Origin of the sequence: Arthrobacter sp. MP_M4 (assembly GCF_035984855.1) — a bacterium.
GTDB lineage: Bacteria > Actinomycetota > Actinomycetes > Actinomycetales > Micrococcaceae > Arthrobacter.
This window is the reverse complement of the sequence record NZ_JAXCHX010000014.1, coordinates 33737-56294: the sequence shown is the minus strand read 5'-3', so window position 1 is coordinate 56294 and position 22558 is coordinate 33737. Positions and strand designations below refer to the sequence as shown.

The 22558-nt window shown below is 66.2% G+C and carries 19 protein-coding genes, 1 tRNA gene and 1 pseudogene; 9 read left to right on the top strand and 12 right to left on the bottom strand.

What is annotated here, in order from left to right:
- Positions 1-43: 43 nt before the first annotated feature.
- A pseudogene (locus RCH15_RS11750) lies at positions 44-447 on the bottom strand (tautomerase family protein).
- Positions 448-734: 287 nt separating this feature from the next.
- Here RCH15_RS11750 and RCH15_RS11745 point away from each other — a divergent pair.
- Both RCH15_RS11745 and RCH15_RS11740 read left to right on the top strand, forming a co-directional pair.
- Positions 735-1076, top strand: a complete 342-nt coding sequence (locus RCH15_RS11745; protein ID WP_326960875.1) for an ArsR/SmtB family transcription factor — start codon at positions 735-737, stop codon at positions 1074-1076.
- A complete protein-coding gene (locus tag RCH15_RS11740) occupies positions 1073-1555 on the top strand; it encodes an SRPBCC family protein (RefSeq protein WP_326960841.1) in 483 nt (160 codons plus the stop codon). Before RCH15_RS11745 ends, RCH15_RS11740 begins: the two co-directional genes overlap by 4 nt.
- Positions 1556-1731: 176 nt before the next feature.
- On the opposite strand, the gene sucD is transcribed toward RCH15_RS11740, so the two are convergent.
- The 4 genes from sucD to RCH15_RS11720 all read right to left on the bottom strand — a co-directional run bounded on the left by sucD (position 1732) and on the right by RCH15_RS11720 (position 7906).
- Complete coding sequence (sucD, locus tag RCH15_RS11735; protein WP_326960840.1) at positions 1732-2634, bottom strand: succinate--CoA ligase subunit alpha; 903 nt, start codon at positions 2632-2634, stop codon at positions 1732-1734.
- Positions 2635-2646: 12 nt separating this feature from the next.
- Positions 2647-3816: an ADP-forming succinate--CoA ligase subunit beta gene (gene sucC, locus RCH15_RS11730; RefSeq protein ID WP_326960839.1), complete on the bottom strand. Its 1170-nt coding sequence runs from the start codon at positions 3814-3816 to the stop codon at positions 2647-2649.
- Positions 3817-4180: 364 nt separating this feature from the next.
- On the bottom strand, positions 4181-6697 hold the full coding sequence (gene pcrA, locus RCH15_RS11725; protein ID WP_409017167.1) for a DNA helicase PcrA: 2517 nt from the start codon (positions 6695-6697) through the stop codon (positions 4181-4183).
- A 351-nt stretch (positions 6698-7048) separates the two neighbouring features.
- Complete coding sequence (locus RCH15_RS11720) at positions 7049-7906, bottom strand: inositol monophosphatase family protein (protein WP_326960837.1); 858 nt, start codon at positions 7904-7906, stop codon at positions 7049-7051.
- A 121-nt stretch (positions 7907-8027) separates the two neighbouring features.
- Between RCH15_RS11720 and RCH15_RS11715 the strand changes: the two genes are divergently transcribed.
- Entirely contained in the window at positions 8028-8681 is a 654-nt protein-coding gene (locus tag RCH15_RS11715; RefSeq protein ID WP_326960836.1) for a hypothetical protein, read from the top strand.
- Positions 8682-8836: 155 nt separating this feature from the next.
- Here RCH15_RS11715 and RCH15_RS11710 read toward each other — a convergent pair whose 3' ends face one another.
- Positions 8837-9859, bottom strand: a complete 1023-nt coding sequence (locus RCH15_RS11710; RefSeq protein ID WP_326960835.1) for a hypothetical protein — start codon at positions 9857-9859, stop codon at positions 8837-8839.
- 209 nt (positions 9860-10068) lie between these two features.
- On the opposite strand from RCH15_RS11710, the gene RCH15_RS11705 reads away from it, so the two are divergent.
- Positions 10069-10221: a hypothetical protein gene (locus tag RCH15_RS11705; protein WP_326960834.1), complete on the top strand. Its 153-nt coding sequence runs from the start codon at positions 10069-10071 to the stop codon at positions 10219-10221.
- A gap of 101 nt (positions 10222-10322) precedes the next feature.
- Here RCH15_RS11705 and RCH15_RS11700 read toward each other — a convergent pair whose 3' ends face one another.
- The 3 genes from RCH15_RS11700 to RCH15_RS11690 are packed head-to-tail and all read right to left on the bottom strand — an operon-like array spanning position 10323 to position 14642.
- A complete protein-coding gene (locus RCH15_RS11700) occupies positions 10323-11849 on the bottom strand; it encodes a putative bifunctional diguanylate cyclase/phosphodiesterase (RefSeq protein WP_326960833.1) in 1527 nt (508 codons plus the stop codon).
- Positions 11839-12300 carry a DUF7793 family protein gene (locus RCH15_RS11695; RefSeq protein ID WP_326960832.1) on the bottom strand — a complete coding sequence of 154 codons (462 nt, stop codon included), beginning with the start codon at positions 12298-12300 and terminating at the stop codon, positions 11839-11841. The genes RCH15_RS11700 and RCH15_RS11695 overlap by 11 nt, the downstream gene beginning before the upstream one ends.
- A complete protein-coding gene (locus tag RCH15_RS11690; protein ID WP_326960831.1) occupies positions 12297-14642 on the bottom strand; it encodes a glycosyltransferase family 2 protein in 2346 nt (781 codons plus the stop codon). The genes RCH15_RS11695 and RCH15_RS11690 overlap by 4 nt, the downstream gene beginning before the upstream one ends.
- A gap of 204 nt (positions 14643-14846) precedes the next feature.
- On the opposite strand from RCH15_RS11690, the gene RCH15_RS11685 reads away from it, so the two are divergent.
- Entirely contained in the window at positions 14847-16520 is a 1674-nt protein-coding gene (locus RCH15_RS11685) for a chitinase (protein WP_326960830.1), read from the top strand.
- Positions 16521-16668: 148 nt separating this feature from the next.
- Entirely contained in the window at positions 16669-17073 is a 405-nt protein-coding gene (locus RCH15_RS11680) for a hypothetical protein (protein WP_326960829.1), read from the top strand.
- A gap of 78 nt (positions 17074-17151) precedes the next feature.
- Here the strand turns inward: RCH15_RS11680 and RCH15_RS11675 are convergent, their stop codons facing one another.
- The gene (locus RCH15_RS11675; RefSeq protein WP_326960828.1) at positions 17152-17916 is read right to left on the bottom strand and encodes a DUF998 domain-containing protein; all 765 of its coding nucleotides are present in this window, start codon (positions 17914-17916) and stop codon (positions 17152-17154) included.
- 86 nt (positions 17917-18002) lie between these two features.
- Between RCH15_RS11675 and RCH15_RS11670 the strand changes: the two genes are divergently transcribed.
- The 3 genes from RCH15_RS11670 to RCH15_RS11660 all read left to right on the top strand — a co-directional run bounded on the left by RCH15_RS11670 (position 18003) and on the right by RCH15_RS11660 (position 18975).
- Positions 18003-18075 (top strand) — tRNA-Arg (locus RCH15_RS11670).
- Between the two features lies 1 nt (position 18076).
- Positions 18077-18574 (top strand): DUF6314 family protein, encoded by a 498-nt coding sequence (locus RCH15_RS11665; RefSeq protein ID WP_326960827.1) that lies wholly within the window; start codon positions 18077-18079, stop codon positions 18572-18574.
- The gene (locus RCH15_RS11660; RefSeq protein WP_326960826.1) at positions 18571-18975 is read left to right on the top strand and encodes an NUDIX hydrolase; all 405 of its coding nucleotides are present in this window, start codon (positions 18571-18573) and stop codon (positions 18973-18975) included. The genes RCH15_RS11665 and RCH15_RS11660 overlap by 4 nt, the downstream gene beginning before the upstream one ends.
- Here RCH15_RS11660 and RCH15_RS11655 read toward each other — a convergent pair.
- Entirely contained in the window at positions 18972-20885 is a 1914-nt protein-coding gene (locus RCH15_RS11655; protein WP_326960825.1) for an ABC transporter ATP-binding protein, read from the bottom strand. The genes RCH15_RS11660 and RCH15_RS11655 overlap by 4 nt on opposite strands.
- Entirely contained in the window at positions 20882-22552 is a 1671-nt protein-coding gene (locus RCH15_RS11650) for an ABC-F family ATP-binding cassette domain-containing protein (RefSeq protein WP_326960824.1), read from the bottom strand. The genes RCH15_RS11655 and RCH15_RS11650 overlap by 4 nt, the downstream gene beginning before the upstream one ends.
- Between the last annotated feature and the right edge of the window lie 6 nt (positions 22553-22558).

The following is a 22558-nucleotide window of genomic DNA, read 5'->3' as shown; positions in this document are numbered from 1 at the left end:
CGGCGCGGGCCGTGTGGCAGGCAGTGGGCGCAACCCCTGCGGGCTACTTGCCGGGGACGCCGAGCTCACCGGTGGCGTACTGCGCCCGACGAACCCGAAGGACCAGTCCCCCGCGGTGTTCTCGACGTAGCCAATGAAGACATCCTCGCCCGCGACTCCGATGACGGCCAGCTTCTCCGTGATGGAGGCAAACATGGACTGCTTGGCCTCCTGGCTGCGCCCGGCCTGGGTAAAGATCTGGATCATCACCACATCCGGCGTCCGCTCGAAGCCGAGGCCGGCGTCCTGGGCCAGGATCTGACCCGCGGGATGTTCGGTCAGGACATGGAAGTAGTCCCGCTCCGGAATGCCATAGTCGGCCACGATGGCGTGGTGGATTCCCCGGCTGAGCGCCCGGAGCTCCACCGGGGTCCGGCCCTGGTTGACGTCGATTCGCACGAAAGGCATTCATTCCTATTTTCTTAGTTTGTCCTGACATACTAACAATTACAGACCGACGGATCAAGAGAACACCGCAGTGCGGGGTCATCTCCCGCCCACCCCGGGGTGTGGGATGGACGCGAGGTGACCCCGCGCTGGGCTATTGCGCAGACCGGAAGCCAGGCGTAGCGTTAACAACCTAGAGGTTGATCAATGAACTGGTTGATCACCAGTCACTGCCGGTGGAGCAGCAGAAAAACCCCGCCGGATCCGGCACGGGAGGTGGGGATACAGTGGACGAACGTGACGACGGCATGCTCGATTCGGCCTTTCTGGCCCTCGCCGACCCCGTCCGCCGCCGTATCATTGCCCGGCTCAGCCGGGGTCCGGCCACTGTGAATGAATTGGCGGAACCTTTCGAGATCACCAAGCAGGCGGTCTCGAAACACATCCAGGTCCTCGAGCAGGCGCAACTGGTCACGCGCACCCGTGACGCCCAGCGCCGGCCCGTCCATCTGAATCCCGCACGGCTGGAGGCGCTCACCGCATGGATCGACCAGTACCGGCTGGTCCGCGAAGGGCAGTTCCGCAGCCTTGACGCCGTGCTCCAGTCAGTTGCCGCGGCACGCGGCACGCAGGCAAAGGACACATCATGACCAACGCCCTGAAAGTTACCGCCCCGGAGGGACTGCCCTTCATCGATTTCGACCGGGAATTCGATTTTCCCGTTGCCGAGGTCTTCCGGGCCCACAAAGAACCGGACCTCGTCGCCCAGTGGCTGGGCCCCCGGCGGCTCAAAATGGACGTCGACCATTACGACTTTCGCACCGGCGGTAGCTACCGCTACACGCACACTGGGCCCGACGGCGTCGCCCACTTGTTCAGCGGCGTCTTCCACACTGTTCGGGACAACAGCTTCGCCATCCAGACCTTCGAATACGGCGGCTATCCCGACGTGGTCAGCATCGAGTTCCTCACCTTCGAAGATCTCGGCGCCGGCCGCGCCCGGCTGTCGGCGCATGCCGTCTATCCCAGCATGGAGGCCCGGGACGGCATGGCACAGTCGGGAATGGAAGGCGGATTGACCGAAGCCTACGAACGGCTGGAGGAGGTCCTGGCCGGCGCGGAAGTCTGAGCGCACCACGCCCGCAGCGAGGGCACGACGGCGGCAGGCCACCTACCCGGGGAAGGTGGCCTGCCGCCGTCGTGTTTAAACAAACAACGCGGGGTCATCTCCGGTCCGGCCCCAGCGAGTGGGACAGACCGTAGATGACCCCGCGTTGTGCGGTGGCGCCTAGTCGCGCTTCGGCCCTAGAGGGTGGCGAAGACCTCGCGCAGGAGCTTGGCGGTCTCGGACGGCGTCTTGCCGACCTTGACGCCGGCAGCCTCGAGGGCTTCCTTCTTGGCCTGGGCGGTGCCCGCGGAGCCCGACACGATGGCGCCGGCGTGGCCCATGGTCTTGCCTTCCGGGGCGGTGAAGCCGGCCACGTAGCCGACAACCGGCTTCGTGACGTGTGCCTTGATGTAATCGGCAGCGCGTTCTTCGGCGTCGCCGCCGATTTCGCCGATCATGACGATCGCTTTGGTCTCCGGGTCGGCTTCGAACGCTTCGAGGGCGTCGATGTGCGTGGTACCGATGACCGGGTCGCCGCCGATGCCGATGGCGGTGGAGAAGCCGAGGTCGCGCAGTTCGTACATCATCTGGTAGGTCAGGGTGCCTGACTTGGAGACCAGGCCGATGGGGCCCTTACCCGTGATGTTCGCCGGGGTGATGCCGACGAGGGCCTCCCCCGGGGTGATGATGCCGGGGCAGTTCGGTCCGATGATGCGCGTGACCTGCTTGCCGTCGGCGTCAACGGTGGACTGGGCCAGCGCCCAGAACTCGGCAGAGTCCTGAACCGGCACGCCTTCGGTGATGACAACGACCAGGCCGATGCCTGCCTCGATAGCCTCAACGACAGCGTTCTTGGTGAAGGCCGGCGGCACGAAGACGATGGAGACATCGGCGCCGGTCTCGGCCATGGCTTCCTTGACGGTGCCGAAGACGGTGATCTCGTTCTCGCCGTGCAGCACCGTGGTGCCGGCCTTGCGGGCGTTGACGCCGCCAACGACGTTGGTGCCGGCCTTGAGCATCAGGGCGGTGTGCTTGGTGCCTTCGCCGCCGGTGATGCCCTGGACGATGACCTTCGAGTCTTTGTTCAGATAGATAGACATAGTCGGGTCCCTTTACTTCGCTGCGTTGGCGAGCTCGGCGGCCTTGTCGGCGCCCTCGTCCATGGTGGCGGCCAGGGTAACCAGCGGGTGGTTGGCCTCGGCCAGGATGCGGCGGCCTTCCTCAACGTTGTTGCCGTCGAGGCGGACTACCAGCGGCTTGTTCGCGGAGTGGCCCAGCTCGGCCAGTGCACCGACGATGCCCTTGGCGACGGCGTCACAGGCGGTGATGCCGCCGAAGACGTTGACGAAGACGGATTTGACCTGCGGGTCGCCCAGGATGACGTCCAGGCCTGCTGCCATGACTTCGGCGGAAGCTCCACCGCCGATGTCCAGGAAGTTGGCGGGCTTGACGTTGCCGTGGTTCTCACCGGCGTAAGCGACGACGTCGAGCGTGGACATGACCAGTCCGGCGCCGTTGCCGATGATGCCCACGGAGCCGTCGAGCTTGACGTAGTTGAGGTCCTGCGCCTTGGCCTTGGCCTCGAGCGGGTCAGCTGCGTCCTTGTCTTCAAGGGCTGCGTGCTTGGCGTGACGGAAATCGGCGTTCTCGTCGAGGGAGACCTTGCCGTCCAGGGCGACGATGTCACCGGCGCCGGTGAGGACCAGCGGGTTGACCTCTACCAGGGTGGCGTCTTCCTTCTTGAAGACGTCCCAGAGCTTGAGGATGACGCCGGCAACTTTGGCGCGCAGTTCTTCGGCGAAGCCGGCGGCGGCGACGATCTCGTCAGCCTTGGCCTGGTCGATGCCGACAGCCGGGTCGATGGAGATCTTGGCCAGGGCTTCGGGGCGCTCAACGGCGAGCTGCTCGATTTCCATGCCGCCCTCGACCGAGCACATGGCCAGGTAGTTGCGGTTGGCCCGGTCCAGGAGGACGGAGAAGTAGTATTCCTCGGCGATGTCCGCACCCTGGGCGATCATGACGCGGTGGACCGTGTGGCCCTTGATGTCCATCCCGAGGATGTTGGTGGAGTGTTCAAACGCTTCGTCAGCGGTCTTGGCAACCTTGACGCCGCCGGCTTTGCCGCGGCCTCCGGCCTTGACCTGCGCCTTGACGACAGTTACGCCGCCGATTTTCTCGGCAGCTGCCTTTGCTTCTTCAGGGGTGTGCGCCACGATGCCGGCAAGCACGGGTACACCGTGCGCCTCAAACATATCGCGCGCCTGGTATTCAAACAGGTCCACGGTTGAGTGTCCTTCTACGTCGAAGTAGTTTCTGTACAGCCGGACCCCACGTTCTCGCGGTTACCGGGCTGCGGAATAAACGCACCCTGCGACTTGCTTGGAAACGAGCCACACGACGCAATGCTCCTTTCGGAACTCTAGCCCTTCCTTGGGAGAAGCCCTTCCCAGAGTACCCGGAATGTGAGTAAGGACACTATTCTATGGAGCGTAGAAAAACGCCTAGATTACGGGGTTTTTGGGGCGTCCGAGCGTCCCCGCGGGCCGGGTTTTCCGGCTGCGGGAATCCGTTCGTTGCCCTCGCGCGCACCGCTGAAAGAGGCGCCCCGCGGAGAGGTTTCCGCAGACAGCGCCGTTGCTAATACAGCTAGGCGTCGATTTTGGTCAGCGGGGCGTACCGGAGCAGGAGACGCTTCTCGCCGACGCCGAACTTCACCTTCGCGACGGTCTTGTCCCCGGCGCCTTCGACGGCGAGTACGGTGCCGTTGCCGAAGCTCGTGTGGTTGACCTTGTCGCCCACACTGACCGCCACGATCTCCTTTTGCGGCTGCACCCGGTTCTTGGCGATGGCCGCGGGGACGTCCGCGTTGAACCCGGCGGTGGGAGTGCCTTCGGACCCGCGGGCGGTGCCGGCGCCCCAGAAGGACCCGCCGTACCGGCTGGAGCCGATCGCGGCGCCGCTCCCCCAACCGCCGGCCTGGCGGCTGGAGCCTTCGCGCTTCCACTCCACCAGTTCCGCGGGGATTTCCTCGATGAACTGGCTGGCAGGGTTGTATTGGCTTTGACCCCACATGCTGCGGACCTCGGACCGGGTCAGGTACAGGCGTTTCCGTGCCCGGGTCAGGCCCACGTAGGCAAGCCGGCGTTCCTCTGCCAGTTCCTTGGGGTCGGTGGCGGAGCGCTGGTGCGGGAACAGCCCGTGCTCCATGCCGGTCAGGAACACCACGGGAAATTCCAGGCCCTTGGCGGTGTGCAGGGTCATCAGGGTGACGACGCCGAGCCGCTTGGCTTCGGCGACGGCGGCGGCGAGCTGGTCGGGGCTCCCTGCGGGTGCGTCCGGAATCTGGTCGGCGTCGGCGACGAGGGACACACCTTCAAGGAAGGCTCCGAGCGACCCTTCAGGGTTGTCGCGTTCGTATTCACGCACGACAGCGACGAGTTCCGCCAGGTTCTCCACGCGGGACTCGTCCTGCGGGTCGGAGCTGGAACGGAGGGTGGCAAGGTAGCCGGTTTGTTCCAGCACCGCTTCCAGGGCAGCCGCCGCACCGGAGCCGGAGGCGACCTCGGCGAGGTCGTCGAGGAGTTTCACGAAGCCCTGGACCGCGTTGACGGAACGGGTGGCCATGCCCGGCGCCTCATCGGCGCGGCGGGCCGCTGCCATGAACGAGATCCTGTCGCGCTGCGCGAGGGAGGCCACGGCACCCTCGGCCCGGTCGCCGATGCCGCGCTTGGGCTCGTTGAGGATGCGGCGCAGGTTGACGTCGTCGTCCGGGTTGACCAGGACCCGGAGGTACGCGAGCGCGTCTTTAATTTCCTTGCGCTCGTAGAACCGGGTACCGCCGACCACTTTGTAGGGGAGCCCGACACGGACCAGGACGTCCTCGATCGAGCGGGACTGGGCGTTGGTGCGGTAGAAGATCGCGACGTCGCCCGGGCGCAGATCGCCTTCGTCCTGCAGCCGGTCAATTTCCTTGGCGATGAACTGGGCTTCGTCGTGCTCGTTTTCGCCGACATAGCCGACGATCTTCTCGCCGTCGCCCTCTGCCGTCCAGAGCCGTTTCTCCGGCCGGTTGGGGTTGCGGGAGATCACCGAGTTGGCGGCGCTCAGGATAGTCTGGGTGGAGCGGTAGTTCTGCTCGAGCTTGATCGTGTGGGCGTCCGGGTAGTCCTTCTCGAATTCCACGATATTGCGGATATCGGCGCCGCGGAAAGCGTAGATGGACTGGTCCGAATCGCCGACGACGGTCAGCTCGGCAGCGCCGGGGCCTTCGCCGACGATCTCCCGGACGAGGGCGTACTGGGCGTGGTTGGTGTCCTGGTATTCGTCGACGAGGACGTGCCGGAAGCGGCGCCGGTAGGACTCCGCGAGCGCCGGGAAGGCGCGGAACATGTAGACCGTCTCGGCGATCAGGTCATCGAAATCCATGGCGTTGGCCTGGCGCAGCCGCTGCGTGTAGCCCTTGAAGACCTCGGCAACGGCCTGTTCGAAGGGCTCGTTGTGGTTGGCGCTGGAGGAATAGCTGTCAGCGTCGATCAATTCATTTTTGAGCGCCGAGATCTTGTGCTGGATGGCCTTGGGCGGAAAGCGCTTGGGGTCCAGGTCCAGGTTCTTCGCCACCAGGTTGATCAGTCGCAGCGAGTCAGCGGAATCGTAGATGGAGAAGTTGGAGTTCAGCCCGACGTTCTTGGCTTCGCGGCGCAGGATCCGGACGCAGGAGGAGTGGAAGGTGGAGACCCACATGGTTTTGGCCCGGCCGCCCACCAGGGCTTCCACCCGCTCCCGCATTTCGGCGGCAGCCTTGTTCGTGAAGGTGATGGCCAGAATTTCGCCGTGGTGGGCGCGGCGGGTGGCGATCAGGTAGGCGATGCGGTTACTGAGTACCCGCGTCTTGCCCGAGCCGGCACCGGCCACGATCAGCAGGGCGCTGCCGGCGTGCTTCACGGCCTCTTCCTGCTGCGGGTTCAGCCCTTCCAGGAGCTCCGCTGCGCCCGGAAGCGCGGGGTGGTCCCGTTCCCCTGCCGGGTGGCCTCCGTGGACGCGGCCCGGCCCGAGGTTTTCCGCGGAATCCAGCCCGGCCATGCCCATTCCGGCGGGCGTTTTTGTGTGCACCGCCGACTTTGAGTTAGCTGCGAAAGGTCCGTCGGCGTAAGGGTCAAACAACATATCCATGGTGTTAACAAGTCTAGGCGGTGCCGCTGACGCCGACGTCCGACCTGCCGGGCATGCCCGTCTTTGCCCCCGGCCACTGGACATAACGCCCATATGTCCAGGCCCCGCCACCAACAATGAGCATGTCCGTCTGGGACGGCAACCACCACCGGGCATGCCCGTCCGGGCCCTCAAAAAACGGGCATGTCCGTCTGGGACGGGACCCACCACCGGGCATGTCCGTCCTTGCCCCCGGCCACTGGACATAGTGCCCATATGTCCAGGCCCCGCCACCAACAATGAGCATGTCCGTCTGGGCCCTCAAAAAACGGGCATGTCCGCCGCACGCGGGGCGCCCGCCGGCCGCTAAGCTACGGAGCCGGATTCCAAGGCGGCGCGGAGCTGCTGGACCGCCGTCGTTCCGCCGGCGACAAACCAGTCGAGCCCGTTGACCCGGACGACGTCGACAGCGCCGCCGGCAGCGAGAACAATCGCTTGGCCCGGGAGCCAGTCCCATTCCGGGCAGCTGTGCTGGAACCAGCATCCCAGTTCGCCGTCGGCCACCCGGCTCAGGTCGCAGGAACCGGAGCCAAACATGCGCAGGGCGGCGGCGGACGTCGCAGCAGCATGCCACGGCATGGCGCATAACGGGTCGGCGAGCCAGGTGGGATGGATGTAGGTCGCTGCTCCGAGTTCGGACAAGGGGGTATCAGCGCGGCGGGCGCCGGCGACCCCGCCCGGACGGAACGTCACGAGTGGATCGCTGTTGAGGGTGGCCGGCTTCTCGGTTCCGCCGAGCCAGAGTTTGTCCTCCTCCGGCTGGTAGATTGCGCCGAGCAGCACCCCGGAGGGATCCTTGAGGGCAATCGCGGAGCACCAGTAGGTGGAGCCGTTCAGGAAGTTATACGTCCCGTCGACGGGGTCGATGACCCAGGTCCGGCCGCTGGTGCCGGCCACGGAGGCCCCCTCTTCGCCGAGGATGCCGTCGTCGGGCCGGCAGCGCTGGAGCTGCTCCAGCACGTAGGCCTCGGCCGCGTGGTCGGCGGCGGTGACGACGTCGGAAACCGAGGTCTTTTGCCGGCCCTCCAGCCCGGCCTGGCGCATGAGCAACGCCAGGGTGCCGGCCTCACGCACCAGCGCCTCGGCGAGCCGGTAATCGTCCAAGGCGGGGTCGAGTTCAGCAGTGCTGTGCCGGCCAAGCCGGTGCTTTCCTAGTTCGGTCACGCGCTCCAGCCTATCGGCGCCCACCGGCAGTGAACAGACAGCCCGGGGCGGCACGGACCTGGCGGGCGCCCCACGCCGCCGGACGGCCGGTTTCGCGGCGGGGCCGGGCGATAATGGAGCCATGGCCAAGACACCCGCACAGCGAATCAAGAAGCACGGCGCCAACGCGTCGGTTCCCCAGCACCAGCTGCCGCCGGTGGTCAATCCCAGCACCAGCCGCACACCGCAAAAGGCGCAGAGCAACAGCAACCTGATCCTTATCGCCGGCGTCGTGGCCAGCCTGTTCCTGTTCTGGTACCTCCACCTGCTCACGCTGAACCAGCTCACCCAGCTCAGTGGGGGCATGGCTATGCCGGACTCCCTGATTGGCGGCTTCGACCCAGGCTTCGTGGAACAACTCCGCGGCGCGACGGATGAAGCGGCCCGCGGCCAGCTCAACTACGTCCACAAGACGGCCGGCACGCTCTTTCCGCTGATCTTCGGCTTCACCTGGCTGCTGCTGATCGGCACCAACGTGGCCAGGAAGGGGCTGCGGTGGGCGCTTTGGGCAGTTCCCCTGCTCTTTGCGGCCGTCCGGCTGTGGGGTAATGCGGCGATCGACTCCATGCTTTCTGCGGACACCGTCGACGCCGGCCAGGTCGCTTTGGCCTCCGGCCTCACGGTCGCGGGCTGGGTGCTGCTGGTGCTGAACCTGGTGGCCGGCGGCGCTGCAGTGTTCCTGGGCCGCAAGCGTTCCTCCGCCGCAGCTCCCCCCACTGGACATGCTCATTCCTAAGCGCCGCCAACGAGCATAATCCGGTTATGCCCAGCAGTCCGGGCGATCGGAGGGCATGTCCATCCGTCCGGGCGATCGGAGGGCATGCCCAGCCGTCCGGGCGATCGGAGGGCATGCCCAGTAGGAGGGCGGCCGGGCCCGCGCACCCGGCCGGCTCAAGCGTCGTCCGCGAGGAACTCCCGGGCCTGGTCCGCACGCTGTTGCGCGCCTGACGCCTCGAAATGGTCCGCGGCCAGCAGCAGATTGTCCCTTGCCGCCTCACCATTGCCGGCGCTGGAATGTGCCCGGCCGAGCAAGAGATGGGCTTCACCGAGGATCTGCGGGGACGGCTTGTCGGGAGCGGCGATAATCTGCTCCAGCAAGCCGATGGCCACGTCGGCTTCGCCTGCCAGGAAGTTCCAATGTGCCCGGTTCAGCTTCATCAGCAAGAAATCGTTGGCACTTCCGCCAATGACGTCGGTGGCCAGTTCTGCCCGCTCAATACAGCGCAGAGTGTCGGCGTCCGCCACATCGGCCGCGAGCCGCATAGCCGCTGACGCTTTGTTGAACTTTGCCCAGACATCGAGGTTCCGGGCGGGAGAAAAAGTCGCCGCTGCGAGCTCGTGATATTCAAGCCCCTCCCGGACTTTGCTGCACAGAAAGGCTACGTTGCCGATCACCCAGTAGACCTTGCCGATGAGCTGGTCGTCGACTTCAGCAGAAACTGCCTCATCCAGGCCAAGGCACTCAGTCCAGGCTTCTTCCAATCGTCCGCTATCCGCCAGTGCCGCGATCAATGCTTGCCGGGCCTTAACCGTGGTTTCCACGTCGTTCTCCGACACGAGCTCGACGGCGGCCCGGGCAGCGTCTGCCGCTTGTTCCAACAGGCCGGCGCCCTGCCGGGCCTTGGCCAACAAGATATTTGCCCGTGCCTCGGCCTGGTCCTCGGTCGTCGCGTCTCCGCCATCGACCAAGTCTGAAGCGAGGCAGGCGCAGGTCGCGAACTCCTCTGCATCCAGCAGGTTTTCGGCCTCGAGAAACGTCATCCGCCACCAAGCATCGGTTTCCCCGTCGCCACGGGCTATTGCCGCGGCATCGTGAGCGCTGGCGGCAGCCTGGATGAAGTCATGATTGATCCGATGCTCGTACGCCCTGAGTTCAGCTGCAGCGTACGCAGGCGAGGCGGAGTGCAATGTCATGACTTCATTATCTGTTGCCGCGGCTGGGCTGCCGCACGGCACGCTCTTACGGGCAAGGTGAACATTCGATGGCCACAATGGCAGACCTCGTCCAATAACACAGTTACGAAAATAATTGGCGAATAGTTGCCACGCGGCGTGTCTTATGCCCCTATACTGAACTCGTATCACACGAGTCACATCAGCCTCTTACGTATCAGGAGTTCTTCATGAAGAAAACCCTCGCAACCCTTCTCGTCGCCGGTGCGCTGGCAGCCGCAGGGCTTACCACCACCTCGGCGATCTCCGCATCCGGCGACAACGCCGGCCAGGGCTCCGTTCAGGCTGTCAACTGGTGGCCGAACTCCACCCCGAAGAACTAGTCGGGACAACGAAGGGCGGGCAGCGGACCTAGGGTCCGGTGCCCGCCTTTTTCGTGCCGCCGTTCACCGGAACAGTGGTAACAAACAGTTGGGAGCGCTGCCTATCGCACGCGGCGGCGGAGCGTTGCCTCAAGCTCCGCCGCCGGGACGGGCCGGCCGAAATAGTAGCCCTGGCCGCTCGAGCATCCCAACCGGATCAGCTCAGCTGCCTGCTCCGCCGTCTCGATACCCTCGGCGACGGCCGTGAGCCCGCAGGCGTGGATGAGGTGCAGGACCGCCGCCACAAACGCGCTCTCCTTCGCGTCGCTGCCCAGCCCGTCGATCAAGCTCTTGTCGATCTTGACCACATTGACCGGCAGTTGCCGCAAATAGCTGATGGATGAGTATCCGGTGCCGAAGTCGTCAATCTCCAGCTGGACGCCCAGGCGTCGCAGGCCGCTGAGGGAGTATTTGTCCACGTCCCCGCCGTTGACGGCCATGGATTCCGTCAACTCCACCACGAGGTTGGCGGCGTCCACACCTGTTTCGCGGAGGATATCGCGGACGTTCTCGATCAGGTCGAGATTTTGCAGCTCGGTGGTTGAAATGTTGACCCGAACGTTGAACTGCGCGTCCACGTGCAGCCCTTGCTGCCAGTGCCGCAATTGACGCACCGCGTGCTGCAGGACCCAGTGGCCGAGTTCCACGATCATCCCGGTCTCTTCCGCCAGCGGGATAAACGAATCGGGCATCAGGAGCCCCCGCTCCGGATGGTTCCAGCGCACCAGGGCTTCCACACCTTCAATCCGGCCCGTGGCCAGGTCCACCACCGGCTGGTAGTGCAGCGTGAGCTGGTCCTGGCGGATGGCCTCGCGCATCTCCGTGACCATGACGCTCTGCAGTCGGCGGGCATAGAGCAGCGCCGGTTCGAACACTTTGATGCTGCTGTGCGGCTGGGCCTTGGCCGCGTACATCGCGGTGTCGGCCTCCATGACCAGGTCATCGACGGACTGTCCGGCCTCCGCGACCCGCAGGCCGATGCTGGTGCCGCAGGTGATGCGGAGGTCCCCCACCTCGAGGCTCTCGCTGAGGGCCTTGAGAATCCGGTTGGCCACCCGTCGGGCCCGGACCAAATTGGATTTCGGCAACATGACGGCAAATTCGTCGCCGCCGAGGCGGGCGACGGTGTCGGTGTCCCGGACGGCGCTCTCAAGCCGCCGCGAAATCACCCGGAGGACGTCATCGCCGGCGCTGTGTCCCAGCGTGTCGTTGATGCCCTTGAAGGAGTCGAGGTCCAGGACCAGCAGCGCCGGCGGCATTTCGCCCCGGGAGGTCTCTGCGAGGGCGTGGCTGAGGACGGAGTTCAGTGCGGTCCTGTTGGCCAGTTGGGTCAACGGGTCGGTCAGGGCCATCCGCTCCAACTCCACCTGGGCATCGCGCAGCATCGCCGTCCGGCTTTCCACGCGTTCTTCCAGTTCCTGGTAGATGGTCTGCAGGTCATCAGCCATCAGGTTGATCCCGGCAATGACCGCCGCGACGTCGTCCCTGGCGCCGGAGGGCGCAATCCTGGTGGTCAAATCGCCGCCGGCGATCCGGACGATGCCTTCGACGAGGGCGTGCAGACGGGGGTCGGGAGGATCAGCCTTCACTCGAGTATTGCCCTAACCATTCGATGGCCTCCGCCTTGGAGGTGAAGAACCGCGCGGGGATATTCTCGGTCTTTGAGCGCAGCAGATAGTGGGCGATCACCCGGTCCACCGGACTTTCGCCCACGAGCGCAAATGCGGACGCCGCAATGGTGGTGGCGTAAACGTGCCGGGCGTCGACGCTGACGCCCTCGACTCCCGTGATGACCAGCAGGACCGGCAGGCGCCGGCCGGCCGCGAGTGTCCGTACGGTGGCGCCCGCCGTACGCGCCTCGGGACCCCCAATGTCCCCCGTGCCCGGAAGCACCACCTCGATGATGCTGCCGTCGAGCAGGCGGACACCGATCGGGGCGGGAGCTTCCGGCCTCGACGCCGGCGCCGCGGCCGGCAGACCAGGGGCCCCGGGCGCTGCCGGGATTTGCCCAGCAGGGAGGGCGGGAAAGTCGATGCTCACCGGATGGCGATTCGACGACGGCGGTCAGTAGTGCCACGAAGGTCCCGGTTGAGCCGGCGGTCGCCGTGGTAGAGGATCGTCTCCCAGTCGGCCTCCTCGGCCGTCTTCTCCACCACGGGGCTCTCCTTCACTTGCTTGGGGCGCGGACTGATGTAGAGCCAGTTGACCATACCGAGGAACACATCCACCACCGAGTTGCGCACGCCGATGTAGGCCCGGATAGCGCCGGCGGCGAGGACGGCATTCAGCGTGGCAAAGGCCACGTTGCCCCAGTTCCCCAGCTGGGCGTCGCGCCAGACGGTCAGCAGCGAGAAGGCAACAATCGCGTAAGGGGTCAGGACATAGATGGCCGGGGCTGCTGTGCGGTCCTTGACCTTCGGGGTGCGGGCGAACGGAATTTTGTCGCCGGTGACAGCCTGCTGCAACGACTTGAGGACGCCGGCAAGGTTCACCGGAAGCAGCACAAGGTTAAAGCCGTAGATTCGCAGGATGTCACTGAAGCGGTGCCCGCAGTCCCGCAAGTCGCTGCCCATGGCCAGGAAGTACGGCAGTGCGGCGAGGAAGACGATGGGGCTCAGCAGCCGGCTGTCGTAGGGGTAGGCGAGCAGGAACAGCAGGCCAAAGCTGGCCCAGGCGATGGAGGCCATGTAGTTCACGCGCAGGAGGACTTCCCGGAACAGGATCTTGCGCCGGTCGGAACGGTTTTGGAGGAGCTGGGCCCACAGCTTGGGCAGGATCAGAAGCCCGCCGTTGGCCCAGCGACGGCGCTGGACCACGAGCGAGCCGAAGTCCGGTGGGGTGGCGCTGTAGCTGAGGCGTTCCGGGTAGTTCACCAGGGTCCAGCCATGCTGGCCGAGGTCGATGCTGGACTCGGTATCCTCAATCACCGTGCGGTCCTGGATGTAGGTCCGGATTTCGAAGGCACCCTTGGACTCCACCTCAACAATGTCCTCGAGGGCCCGCTTGCGGATGACGGCATTCGCACCCACCCAAAAAGTGGCTCCGTAGTAGGACATGCCCTGGTGGAGGATGTGCTGGAGGTCGGTGGTTGCCCCGGCCACGCGCTCGATCCGGGTGGGTGCCCCACGGAACGAGGAGTATGGCGTCTGCGTTACGGCGACCTGCTCGTTACCGGCCGATTCCAGGAAATAGACCAGGCGCAGGCAGTAGTCGCGCAACAGGAGGGAATCGGCGTCGAGCGTCAGCAGGTAGGTGGTATCCGGGAAATCCAGGACCCGGCCAGTTCCTTCGAGCTCAGCGTCGCCCTCGATTTTGCGCAGCACCACGCCGTCGGCGGTGGCTTCTTCGCGCCATGAATTTCCCATCAGGGAAATGTAGGCATTGAGGTTCATCGCCTTGTTGGCCTCGTGCGAGAGGCTTGCGTACTTCTTGCGCTCAAACGTTTCGGTGGTGACATTAAATATCCAGGTCAGGCGGAGGTACAGTTCCTCGCGCCGCGTCGCGGACGGCGAGGTTTTCTGCGCCAGAGCAGCGTTCAGGCCGACCAGGACGAGCCGCAGTTCCCGGGCCAGGCCCATGAGGACAAGGTCCACGAAGAACTCGTCGACGTGGTCCTCCACCTGCTCTGCGGCTGCCATGGTTTCCAACCAGTCCGCGGCGGCCTGGTACTCGGTAATCAGCAATGCAAGTTCAGCGGCCTCGTTCAGCGTGCCCGCCTGGGACCGCCGGCGGACGTCTGCCAAGGCGGCGTTGAACCGTGCGGCCGGAACGCCCATCGCTGCGGCAATTTCGGCCGACAGTGCACGGGTCTTTTCAAGCTTTGCGAGTTCGCCGGGATCTTTGGGATTGGGCGGATCGTCAACGAGCAGCACAACTTTAAGGGCGGGGAATTCCTGCAGCGCGGCGGACCACAGCGTGGCCCGGACCACCTGCGGTTCTTCGGCGTAGGAAGGCACCAGCACGGTGATGCCCTCGTCGTATTCAGCGAAGTGGCGATCCAATTCCCCGCGCGGTACCCGTGAATGGTCCCGGAACCGGTAAAGGGCTCCCTGCCGGGCCATCAAGTACATCAACGCCGAAAAAGTCAGGAATGTTACGACAATCAGGTATGACGCCGTTTCAAATTGAAACCTAAAACCTGCGTTTGGGTTGTCCGCCAACTCCCGAAGGATGGTGGTGATGACGTAGGTCACCCACGCGAGCAGGGTGGTGAGAATTCCCAGTCTTCCCAGTATTATTTTCCGGCGGGACGGGCGCGGGTGCACGATTGACAGCGGCTCCGAGCGACGCTCAGCGCCCCACTGGCGCCGGCGCACCACGTCTTTGAGCTCGGTGGAGACGCTCTCTGCGTCAGGGCGCGGCAAGACAAGCTGATCAGACATTAGTCCCCATAGACTGCAAATTCGCTGTTTGAGCGTGCGCATTTGTTCCAAAGCGCCCGGCGCACCGGAATGTTTCGGTGAGTGCCCTTAGGATAATGCAAGGTCAGACCGTTGCCGGACATCAGACACTCCGGAATATCACGAGCTGATCGCGATGGCCGGCGTGTGCCCGGCAGTTCACAATAAAAGACATTAGGGGGCCCTGTGTCCGCAAGATTCCCAGGCCGTAAATTATCGCTTGCCCGGCTGGGCGTTCTCACCGGAGTCGTCGTGGCCGTCACTGCCGGTGGCGTGGCCGCATGGGGCAACTTCAACGATGGCAGGGCGGCCGAGGCCATCCCGTCCATCTTCTCCGGTTACGTGGATGTTACAGCGACGCCCCGCTACGCCTTCGAAGACCCGGTATCCAAGGAGGCGCAGAAGGTTCAGCTGTCCTTCATCGTCGCGGACTCCAAAGACCCGTGCACGCCGACGTGGGGTGCCGCCTATTCCCTCGACGAAGCCGGTTCGGCCCTGGACCTGGACCGGAGGATCGCCCGCCTCCAGCAGCTGGGTGGAACAGTTTCGATCTCCTTCGGCGGCCTGATCAACAACGAGCTGGCCACGGGCTGCACCGATGCAGGCAAGCTTGAAGACGCCTACCGCGCCGTAGTGGAGCGGTACAACGTCAGCAGCATTGACCTGGACATCGAAGGCGGGGCCCTCAGCGATGTCGCTTCCCTCGACCGGCGCGCCGCGGCGGTAACCGCCCTGCAGAAGGACCGCCGCGAGAGCGGAAAGAACCTTGATGTGTGGCTGACGCTCCCGGCGGATCCCAACGGGCTGACGACGGCGGGCACCGACGCGGTACGCCGGACTATCGCGTCGGGGACCGACCTCGGCGGGGTCAACATCATGACCATGGACTACGGCGGAAGCCGGCTCATGGACCGGTCGATGTACGAGAATGCCGTCTCGGCGGCGGAAGCCACGCACCGGCAGGTCACCGGCCTGTACAAGGATGCCGGCAGCGAGCTGGGCAGTGAAACGGTGTGGCGCAAGATCGGGTTGACCCCGATGATCGGCCAGAACGACATCGTCGGCGAGATCTTCACGCTCAAGGACGCGGAGGAACTGAGCACATATGCCAGCGCCAAGGGCGTGGGCCGCTTGTCGATGTGGTCGCTGAACCGGGACCGGACCTGCAGCCCCAACTACCCCGACGTCAAAAAGGTTTCGGACGGTTGCAGCGGCATCGAGCAGGGCTCTTCCACGTTCGCCACCATCCTGGGCGCCGGGGTCGCAGTTTCCCCGGACGCCACGGGAAGCGCGGCAGCCGCGCCGTCGTCCGGCGAAGCCACCCGGGGCGCCGCCGCCGTCGATGATCCTTCTTCCAGCCCGTATCCGGTCTGGAATGAAGAAACCGCCTACACAACCGGCGAACGGATCGTCTGGCACGCCAACGTCTATGAGGCCAAATGGTGGACGCGGAACGAAGCACCGGACAACCCGGTACTCCAGGGGGCCGCGACGCCTTGGCGCATCATCGGCCCGGTACTGCCCGGCGATAAGCCCACCCCGCAACTCACCGCCCCCGCCGGCACCGCCCCGGAGTGGGAACCGGCCAAGGTTTACCGCAAGAGCGACCGGGTGCTCTTCGAAGGCCGGGTTTATGAAGCAAAGTGGTGGACGCAGACGGACAGCCCCGAGGCGGCCATGCAGGGTGCCCCGGAATCGCCATGGACCAGGCTGCGCGATGAGGAACTGCTGAAGCTGATGGCGACGGCGCCCGCGTCCCCCGCCACGACGCCGGCCCCGGCCACGGCCCCGGCCACGACGGCGCCTGCGTCGCCGGCCGCAACGCAAACGCCGACGCCAACGCCAACGCCAACGCCTTAGTCGGCACCACGCAGCGCTGACGGGGGGCCGTAGGGACGTTGTCCCTGCGGCCCCCCGCAGTCAGCGCGGGAGCGTGTCGGGCAGTGCGGGTGGGTGGTCCCGGGCCGCGGACGACGTCAGGTACCGGCCGGAAAGGGAGTCTTTGAGCATGCGAAGAATTTTAACCGCAGTGGCCATGATCCTGCTGGCGCTGGTGCTGGCGGGGTGCGGGGCGCACCCCGGAACCGCGGACGCCGATTACGCCGCCAAGTACCAAGCGGCGGCTGAGCCGCTGGCCCACGTGGCCAGCGTGAACGCCAGCTACGAATCCTCCGGCGGCATGGGCCGCAGCGGGGATGTCTTTCTGCACGCGGATACCTCTGAGCGGGAGACCTTGCTGGGGGTCCTCCGGGACGCTTTCCCGGCGATTGTGGACGCCGCGGCGGGCGACCCGGAAGTGAACCTGGCCATCCAGGTCATATCCGCGGATGGAGCATCGGCCGTTTCGCCCGCAGACCTTGGCTATTCCGGCCCTGGATCCTTGAGCAGTTACCGGACGTTCCTCGGCCAATAGGTGGACCCGGCGTCCAGCCCGTGGAAACCAGCCCGTGGAAACCAGCCCGTGGAAACCAGCCCGTGCAAACCGGCCCGGTCAGCGCGCCGTCGCCGCCCGCGAACGCCGTACGGCAGCGCGGTGCCGCCCGATCCGTTGGGCGACCACCAGCCCGACGACGGCGGTGCCGAGGGTGATCGGGTAGCCCATCACCCGTTCCAGGGTGCCTGGTTCCGGCACGTCCATCCGCGTGATGCCGCCGGTAATGAGGGCGCCCAGGGACAGCAGGCCGCAGGCGAGGATAATCCAGCCCAGCGGAGTCTGCCGGAGCCAGAGCCCGCCCAGCAACACCAGCGCCAGGCCTCCGGCCGCGAAGTACAGGATGGCGCCGGCCACATGCCACGGGGAGCCGGCATCCTCGGGGACCAGCCCCACCAGCGCCGTTCCGGCGCCGGCTGCCGCGGTGAGGGCGCGGGCAGCCACGGCGGCCCCCTGCTGGATCCGGGTGGCCGAGGGTGTGGAGCCGGGCACCCCCGCCGTACACAGCAGCGCGGCGCTCAGCAGCAGTGCCCCGACCATCATGGCGACGCCCTGGACCACAAAGGAGGCGTTCATGAGCACATGCGCCGGTGAGCAGACATCCCGGCCGGCGTAACCCCCGCAGCCCAGGGCGCCCAGATCACTGATGTACCCGGTCCGGCGGCTGTACGGCTGCTGCCCTGTCCACGCGCCGATCACGGCCGTCTCCGCCACGAAATATTGCATCACACTGAGCAGCGCCAGGGCGCCGGCGTAGAACCGGGTGGACGGCACGTCGGGAAAGGAGACGGCGTCCCGGGACGGGGAATCAGCTGCGGCGGTCATCCCAAGAGCGTAGTACGCCGCCTTACCTTGTATGCTTGTACCCGTGTCCCAACGGGCCGGCCCCGGCCGGCCCGTTGCGGACGCCCGCCCTCGTAGCTCAGTGGATAGAGCACGGCTCTCCTAAAGCCGGTGTCGTTGGTTCGATTCCAATCGAGGGCACTTGAACCCCCAGTCCCCGGACCCCGCACCCGATTTCGACCTGCGCGCTTACCTGCTGGGCAGCTGGAAAGTGGAGCGGACCCTGCTGGACCGGGCCACCGGCACCCGGGGGACGTTCACCGGCGTCGTGCGGTTCGCCCCAACGGAGGACGACGGCGGCCTCCAGTTCCGCGAAGAAGGCACCGTGTCCTGGGCATCCGTACCGGGCGGGCCGGTGTCCGCCCCCTTCACCGGCCCGGCCAGCCGCGAGTACCTGCTGCTGCCCACGGGCGCGGCGGACACGATGGACATGCTCTTCGCCGACGGACGGCCGTTCCACCGCATGGGCTTCGGCCCGCAGAACAGCCAGGCCCGGCACTGGTGCGATCCGGACACCTACCGCGTGACCTACACGAAAACGGGCCGGGACGGTTTCCGCTACCAGTGGGATGTCACCGGTCCGGCCAAGGACCAACTGCTTACCTCGGTCCTGCGGCGCGCCTCGGACCGGCCGTCGTGAACCCGCTCATTGTCGTCTCCGCCGTCTGCGTCTTCGACGAGGCAGGCCGGCTCCTCACCGTCCGCAAACGGGGTACGGACAAGTTCATGCACCCCGGCGGCAAGCCGGAGCCGGGTGAGACCCCCGCCCAGACCGCCGCGAGGGAACTCGCGGAAGAAGTCGGGATCGTGCTCCCGGCCAATGATCTCGTGTTCCTGGGGCTCTGGTTCGCGGACGCCGCGAATGAGGCCGCAACGCAGATCCAGGCGACAGTCTTCACGGCCCCGGGCGTCTGGGACGCCCGGCCGTCCGCGGAAATCGCCGAGATCCGCTGGCTGGACCTGGCCGCGGACCTGCCCGGCGACCTCGCCCCGCTGCTCACCGACCACGTCCTGCCGGCCCTGTGGGGCCGCTCCGGTTAGAGCCCCGGCACGGCCTGGTCCGCCGCGGCGCTGGCCTCGGCGAACTGGGTCCGGTACAGCTCCGCATACCGGCCCTCGGCGGCCAGCAGCTCCGTGTGGGTTCCGCGTTCAACGATGCTGCCGTCCTCCACCACCAGGATGGCGTCCGCGGCGCGGATCGTTGACAGCCGGTGGGCAATCACGACGGCCGTGCGGCCCTCGAGTGCGGCGCCGAGCGCTTCCTGGACAGCCGCCTCATTGGTGGAGTCCAGGGCTGCGGTGGCTTCGTCCAGGATCACGATCCTCGGCTGGGCAATGAGCAGCCGGGCGATGGTAAGCCGCTGGCGTTCACCGCCGGACAGCCGGTACCCGCGCTCCCCCACCACAGTGTCCAGGCCGTCCGGGAGGGAACGGATCATGTCTTCGAGCCGGGCCTGGCGCAGCACGTCCCACATCAGGGCCTCGGTCGCGTCCGGGCGGGCCAGGCGCAGGTTGGAGGCGATGCTCTCATGGAACAGGTGCCCGTCCTGGGTCACCATGCCCAGGCTCTGCCGCATCGAATCAAAGGTGAGCTCCCGGACGTCCACGCCGGTCCCGGGCGTGGTCCCGCCGAAGCGCACGGCGCCGGAGTCGACGTCGTACAAGCGTGAGAGGAGCTGGGCAATGGTGGACTTGCCGGCACCGGAGGATCCGACCAGGGCGATGGTCTGTCCCGGCTCCACCCGGAAGCTGATGCCGTGCAGCACCTCCTCGCCGCCGCGGGTGTCCAGCGTGGACACGTCCTCCAGCGATGCGAGGGAGACTTTGTCCGCGGCCGGGTAGGAGAAGCGGACGTCGTCGAACTCCACGGCGAGAGGTCCGGCCGGGGATGACACCGCACCGGGTTTTTGCTGGATGAGCGGTTTGAGGTCCAGGACTTCAAAGACCCGCTCAAAGCTGACAAGGGCGCTCATGATCTCCACCCGGGCGCTGGAGAGCGCGGTGAGCGGGGCGTAAAGGCGGGTGAGCAGCAACGCCAGCACCACGACGTCGCCGGCTGCCAGCTGGCCCTGCAGCGCCAGGAAACCGCCGAGCCCGTAGACCAGGGCAAGGGCCAGGGCGGAGACGAGCGTCAGTGCCGTGACGAAGGTGAATTGCAGCATGGCGGTGCGGATGCCGATGTCCCGGACGCGTCCGGCGCGGAGGGCGAACTCGCGGGATTCCTCGTCGGGGCGGCCGAAGAGCTTCACCAGGGTGGCGCCGGGGGCGGAGAAACGCTCCGTCATCTGGGTGCCCATCGAGGCGTTGTGCTCGGCGGCCTCACGGCGCAGGTCGGCGAGCTTGGAGCCCATCCGGCGGGCCGGAATCAGGAAGATCGGCAGCAGAATCATAGCGAGCACGGTGATGAGCCAGGACTTGCCCAGCATCACCACGAGGGTCAGGGCCAGGGCCACCACGTTGCTCACCACGCCGGACAGGGTTCCGGCGAAAGCGGACTGCGCGCCGATCACGTCATTGTTCAACCGGCTCACGAGGGCGCCGGTGCGGGTGCGGGTGAAGAAGGCGATGGGCATCTTCTGCACGTGGTCGAAGACCTTGGTCCGCAGGTCCACAATCACGCCTTCACCGATCGTGGAGGAGAGCCAGCGGGTCACCAGTCCCAACCCGGCCTCGGCCACCGCCACAATGGCGATCAGCACGGCCAGCCACACCACCGTCCCGGTGCCCGCTTTGGCGATGATCGCGTCAACCACCTGGCCGGCGAGGACGGGCGTGGCGACGGCCAGGACTGCCATCACGATTGAGAGCAGCACAAACGCGATCAGTTGCGCCTTGTGCGGGCGCGCGAAGCTGAAGACCCGCTTGAGCGTCGCCTTGGAGAACGGCTTGGAGCCGGACGAGGCGCGGGTGATGTTGTAAAGGGAGCTCCAGGCTACCCGGTCCATGCTCATGCGTTGTTGCCTTTCGGGGCGGTGTGGCCCAGCAGTTCGGTGACGACGCCGTGTTCCACGTTCCAGCGTGCGTCGAGCCGCACGTTTTCCAGGAGCCGGCGGTCGTGCGTGACGAGCAGCAGTGCGCCCTCGTAGTGTTCCAGGGCTTCTTCCAGCTGCTCGATCGCGGGGAGATCCAGGTGGTTGGTGGGTTCATCGAGCACCAGCAGGTTCACGCCGCGGGCCTGCAACAGGGCAAGCGCGGCGCGGGTCCGCTCCCCCGGCGACAACGAGTCGACCGGGCGTGAGGTGTGGTCTGCCTTGAGGCCGAACTTCGCCAGCAGGGTCCGGACCTCAGCGGGGGTCTGGTCCGTCAGGACGGCTTCGACGGCGTCGGCGAGTCTTAATCCGCCGGCCAGCAGCCCGCGGGCCTGGTCGATCTCGCCGACCGCGACGGAGGCGCCCATGGACGCGTCCCCCGAGTCGGGCCGCTGGGTGCCCAGCAGCAGGCGCAGCAGGGTGGATTTGCCGGCACCGTTGGGCCCGGTGATCCCGATCCGTTCTCCGGCGTTGAGCTGCAGATTCACCGGTCCCAGCGTGAAGTCCCCCTGCTGGAGTACGGCGTCGCGGAGTGTCGCCACGACGGCGCTGGAACGGGGGGCCGCACCGATGGTGAACTGCAGTTGCCATTCCTTGCGGGGTTCTTCGACCTCGTCGAGCCGGGCGATGCGGGATTCCATCTGGCGGACCTTCTGGCCCTGCTTTTCCGAGGACTCGGTGCTGGCCGCGCGGCGGATCTTGTCATTGTCAGGGTTTTTCTTCATGGCGTTCCGGACACCCTGGGAGCTCCACTCCCGCTGGGTCCGGGCGCGCGAGACGAGATCGGCCTTGGTGTTGGCGAACTCCTCGTAGCGTTCCCGGGCATGCCGGCGCGCGACGGCCCGTTCCTCCAGGTAGGCCTCGTAGCCGCCGTCGTAGACGGCGACGGAATTCTGCGCGAGGTCCAGTTCCACGATGGTGCCCACGCAGCGGGCGAGGAACTCTCGGTCATGGGAGACCAGCACGACGCCGCCGCGGAGCCCCTGCACGAAGGACTCGAGTTTGGCCAGTCCACTGAGGTCGAGATCGTTCGTGGGTTCGTCCAGGAGCACAATGTCGAAGCGGCTGAGCAGCAGTGCCGCGAGCGCCACGCGGGCTGCCTGGCCGCCGGAGAGCCCTGTCATGTCGGCGTCCTGGCCCACTTCAAGGCCGAGGTCTGCCAGGACGGCCGGGACACGTTCGTCCAGGTCCGCGGCGCCGGAGGCCATCCAGCGGTCGAACGCGAGGGAGTAGGCGTCGTCGGAACCGGGAGCGCCGCTGCCCAGGGCCTCCGCCGCGGATTCCATCTCAACGGTGGCCTGGGCGCAGCCGGTGCGCCTCGCGATGTACCCGGCCACCGTTTCACCGGTGATCCGTTCGTGTTCCTGGGGCAGCCAACCCACGAACGCGTCCGCCGGGGCCAGGCTGACGGTGCCTTCCTGCGGCTCATCGACGCCGGCGAGCAGCCGGAGCAGGGTGGACTTGCCCGCGCCGTTGGCTCCCACGACGCCGACGACGTCGCCGGGCGCGACCGTCAGGGAAAGTTTTGAAAACAGTGTGCGGTGGTCATGGCCACCGGAGAGGTCCTTGGCAACAAGGGTTGCAGTCATTGATCC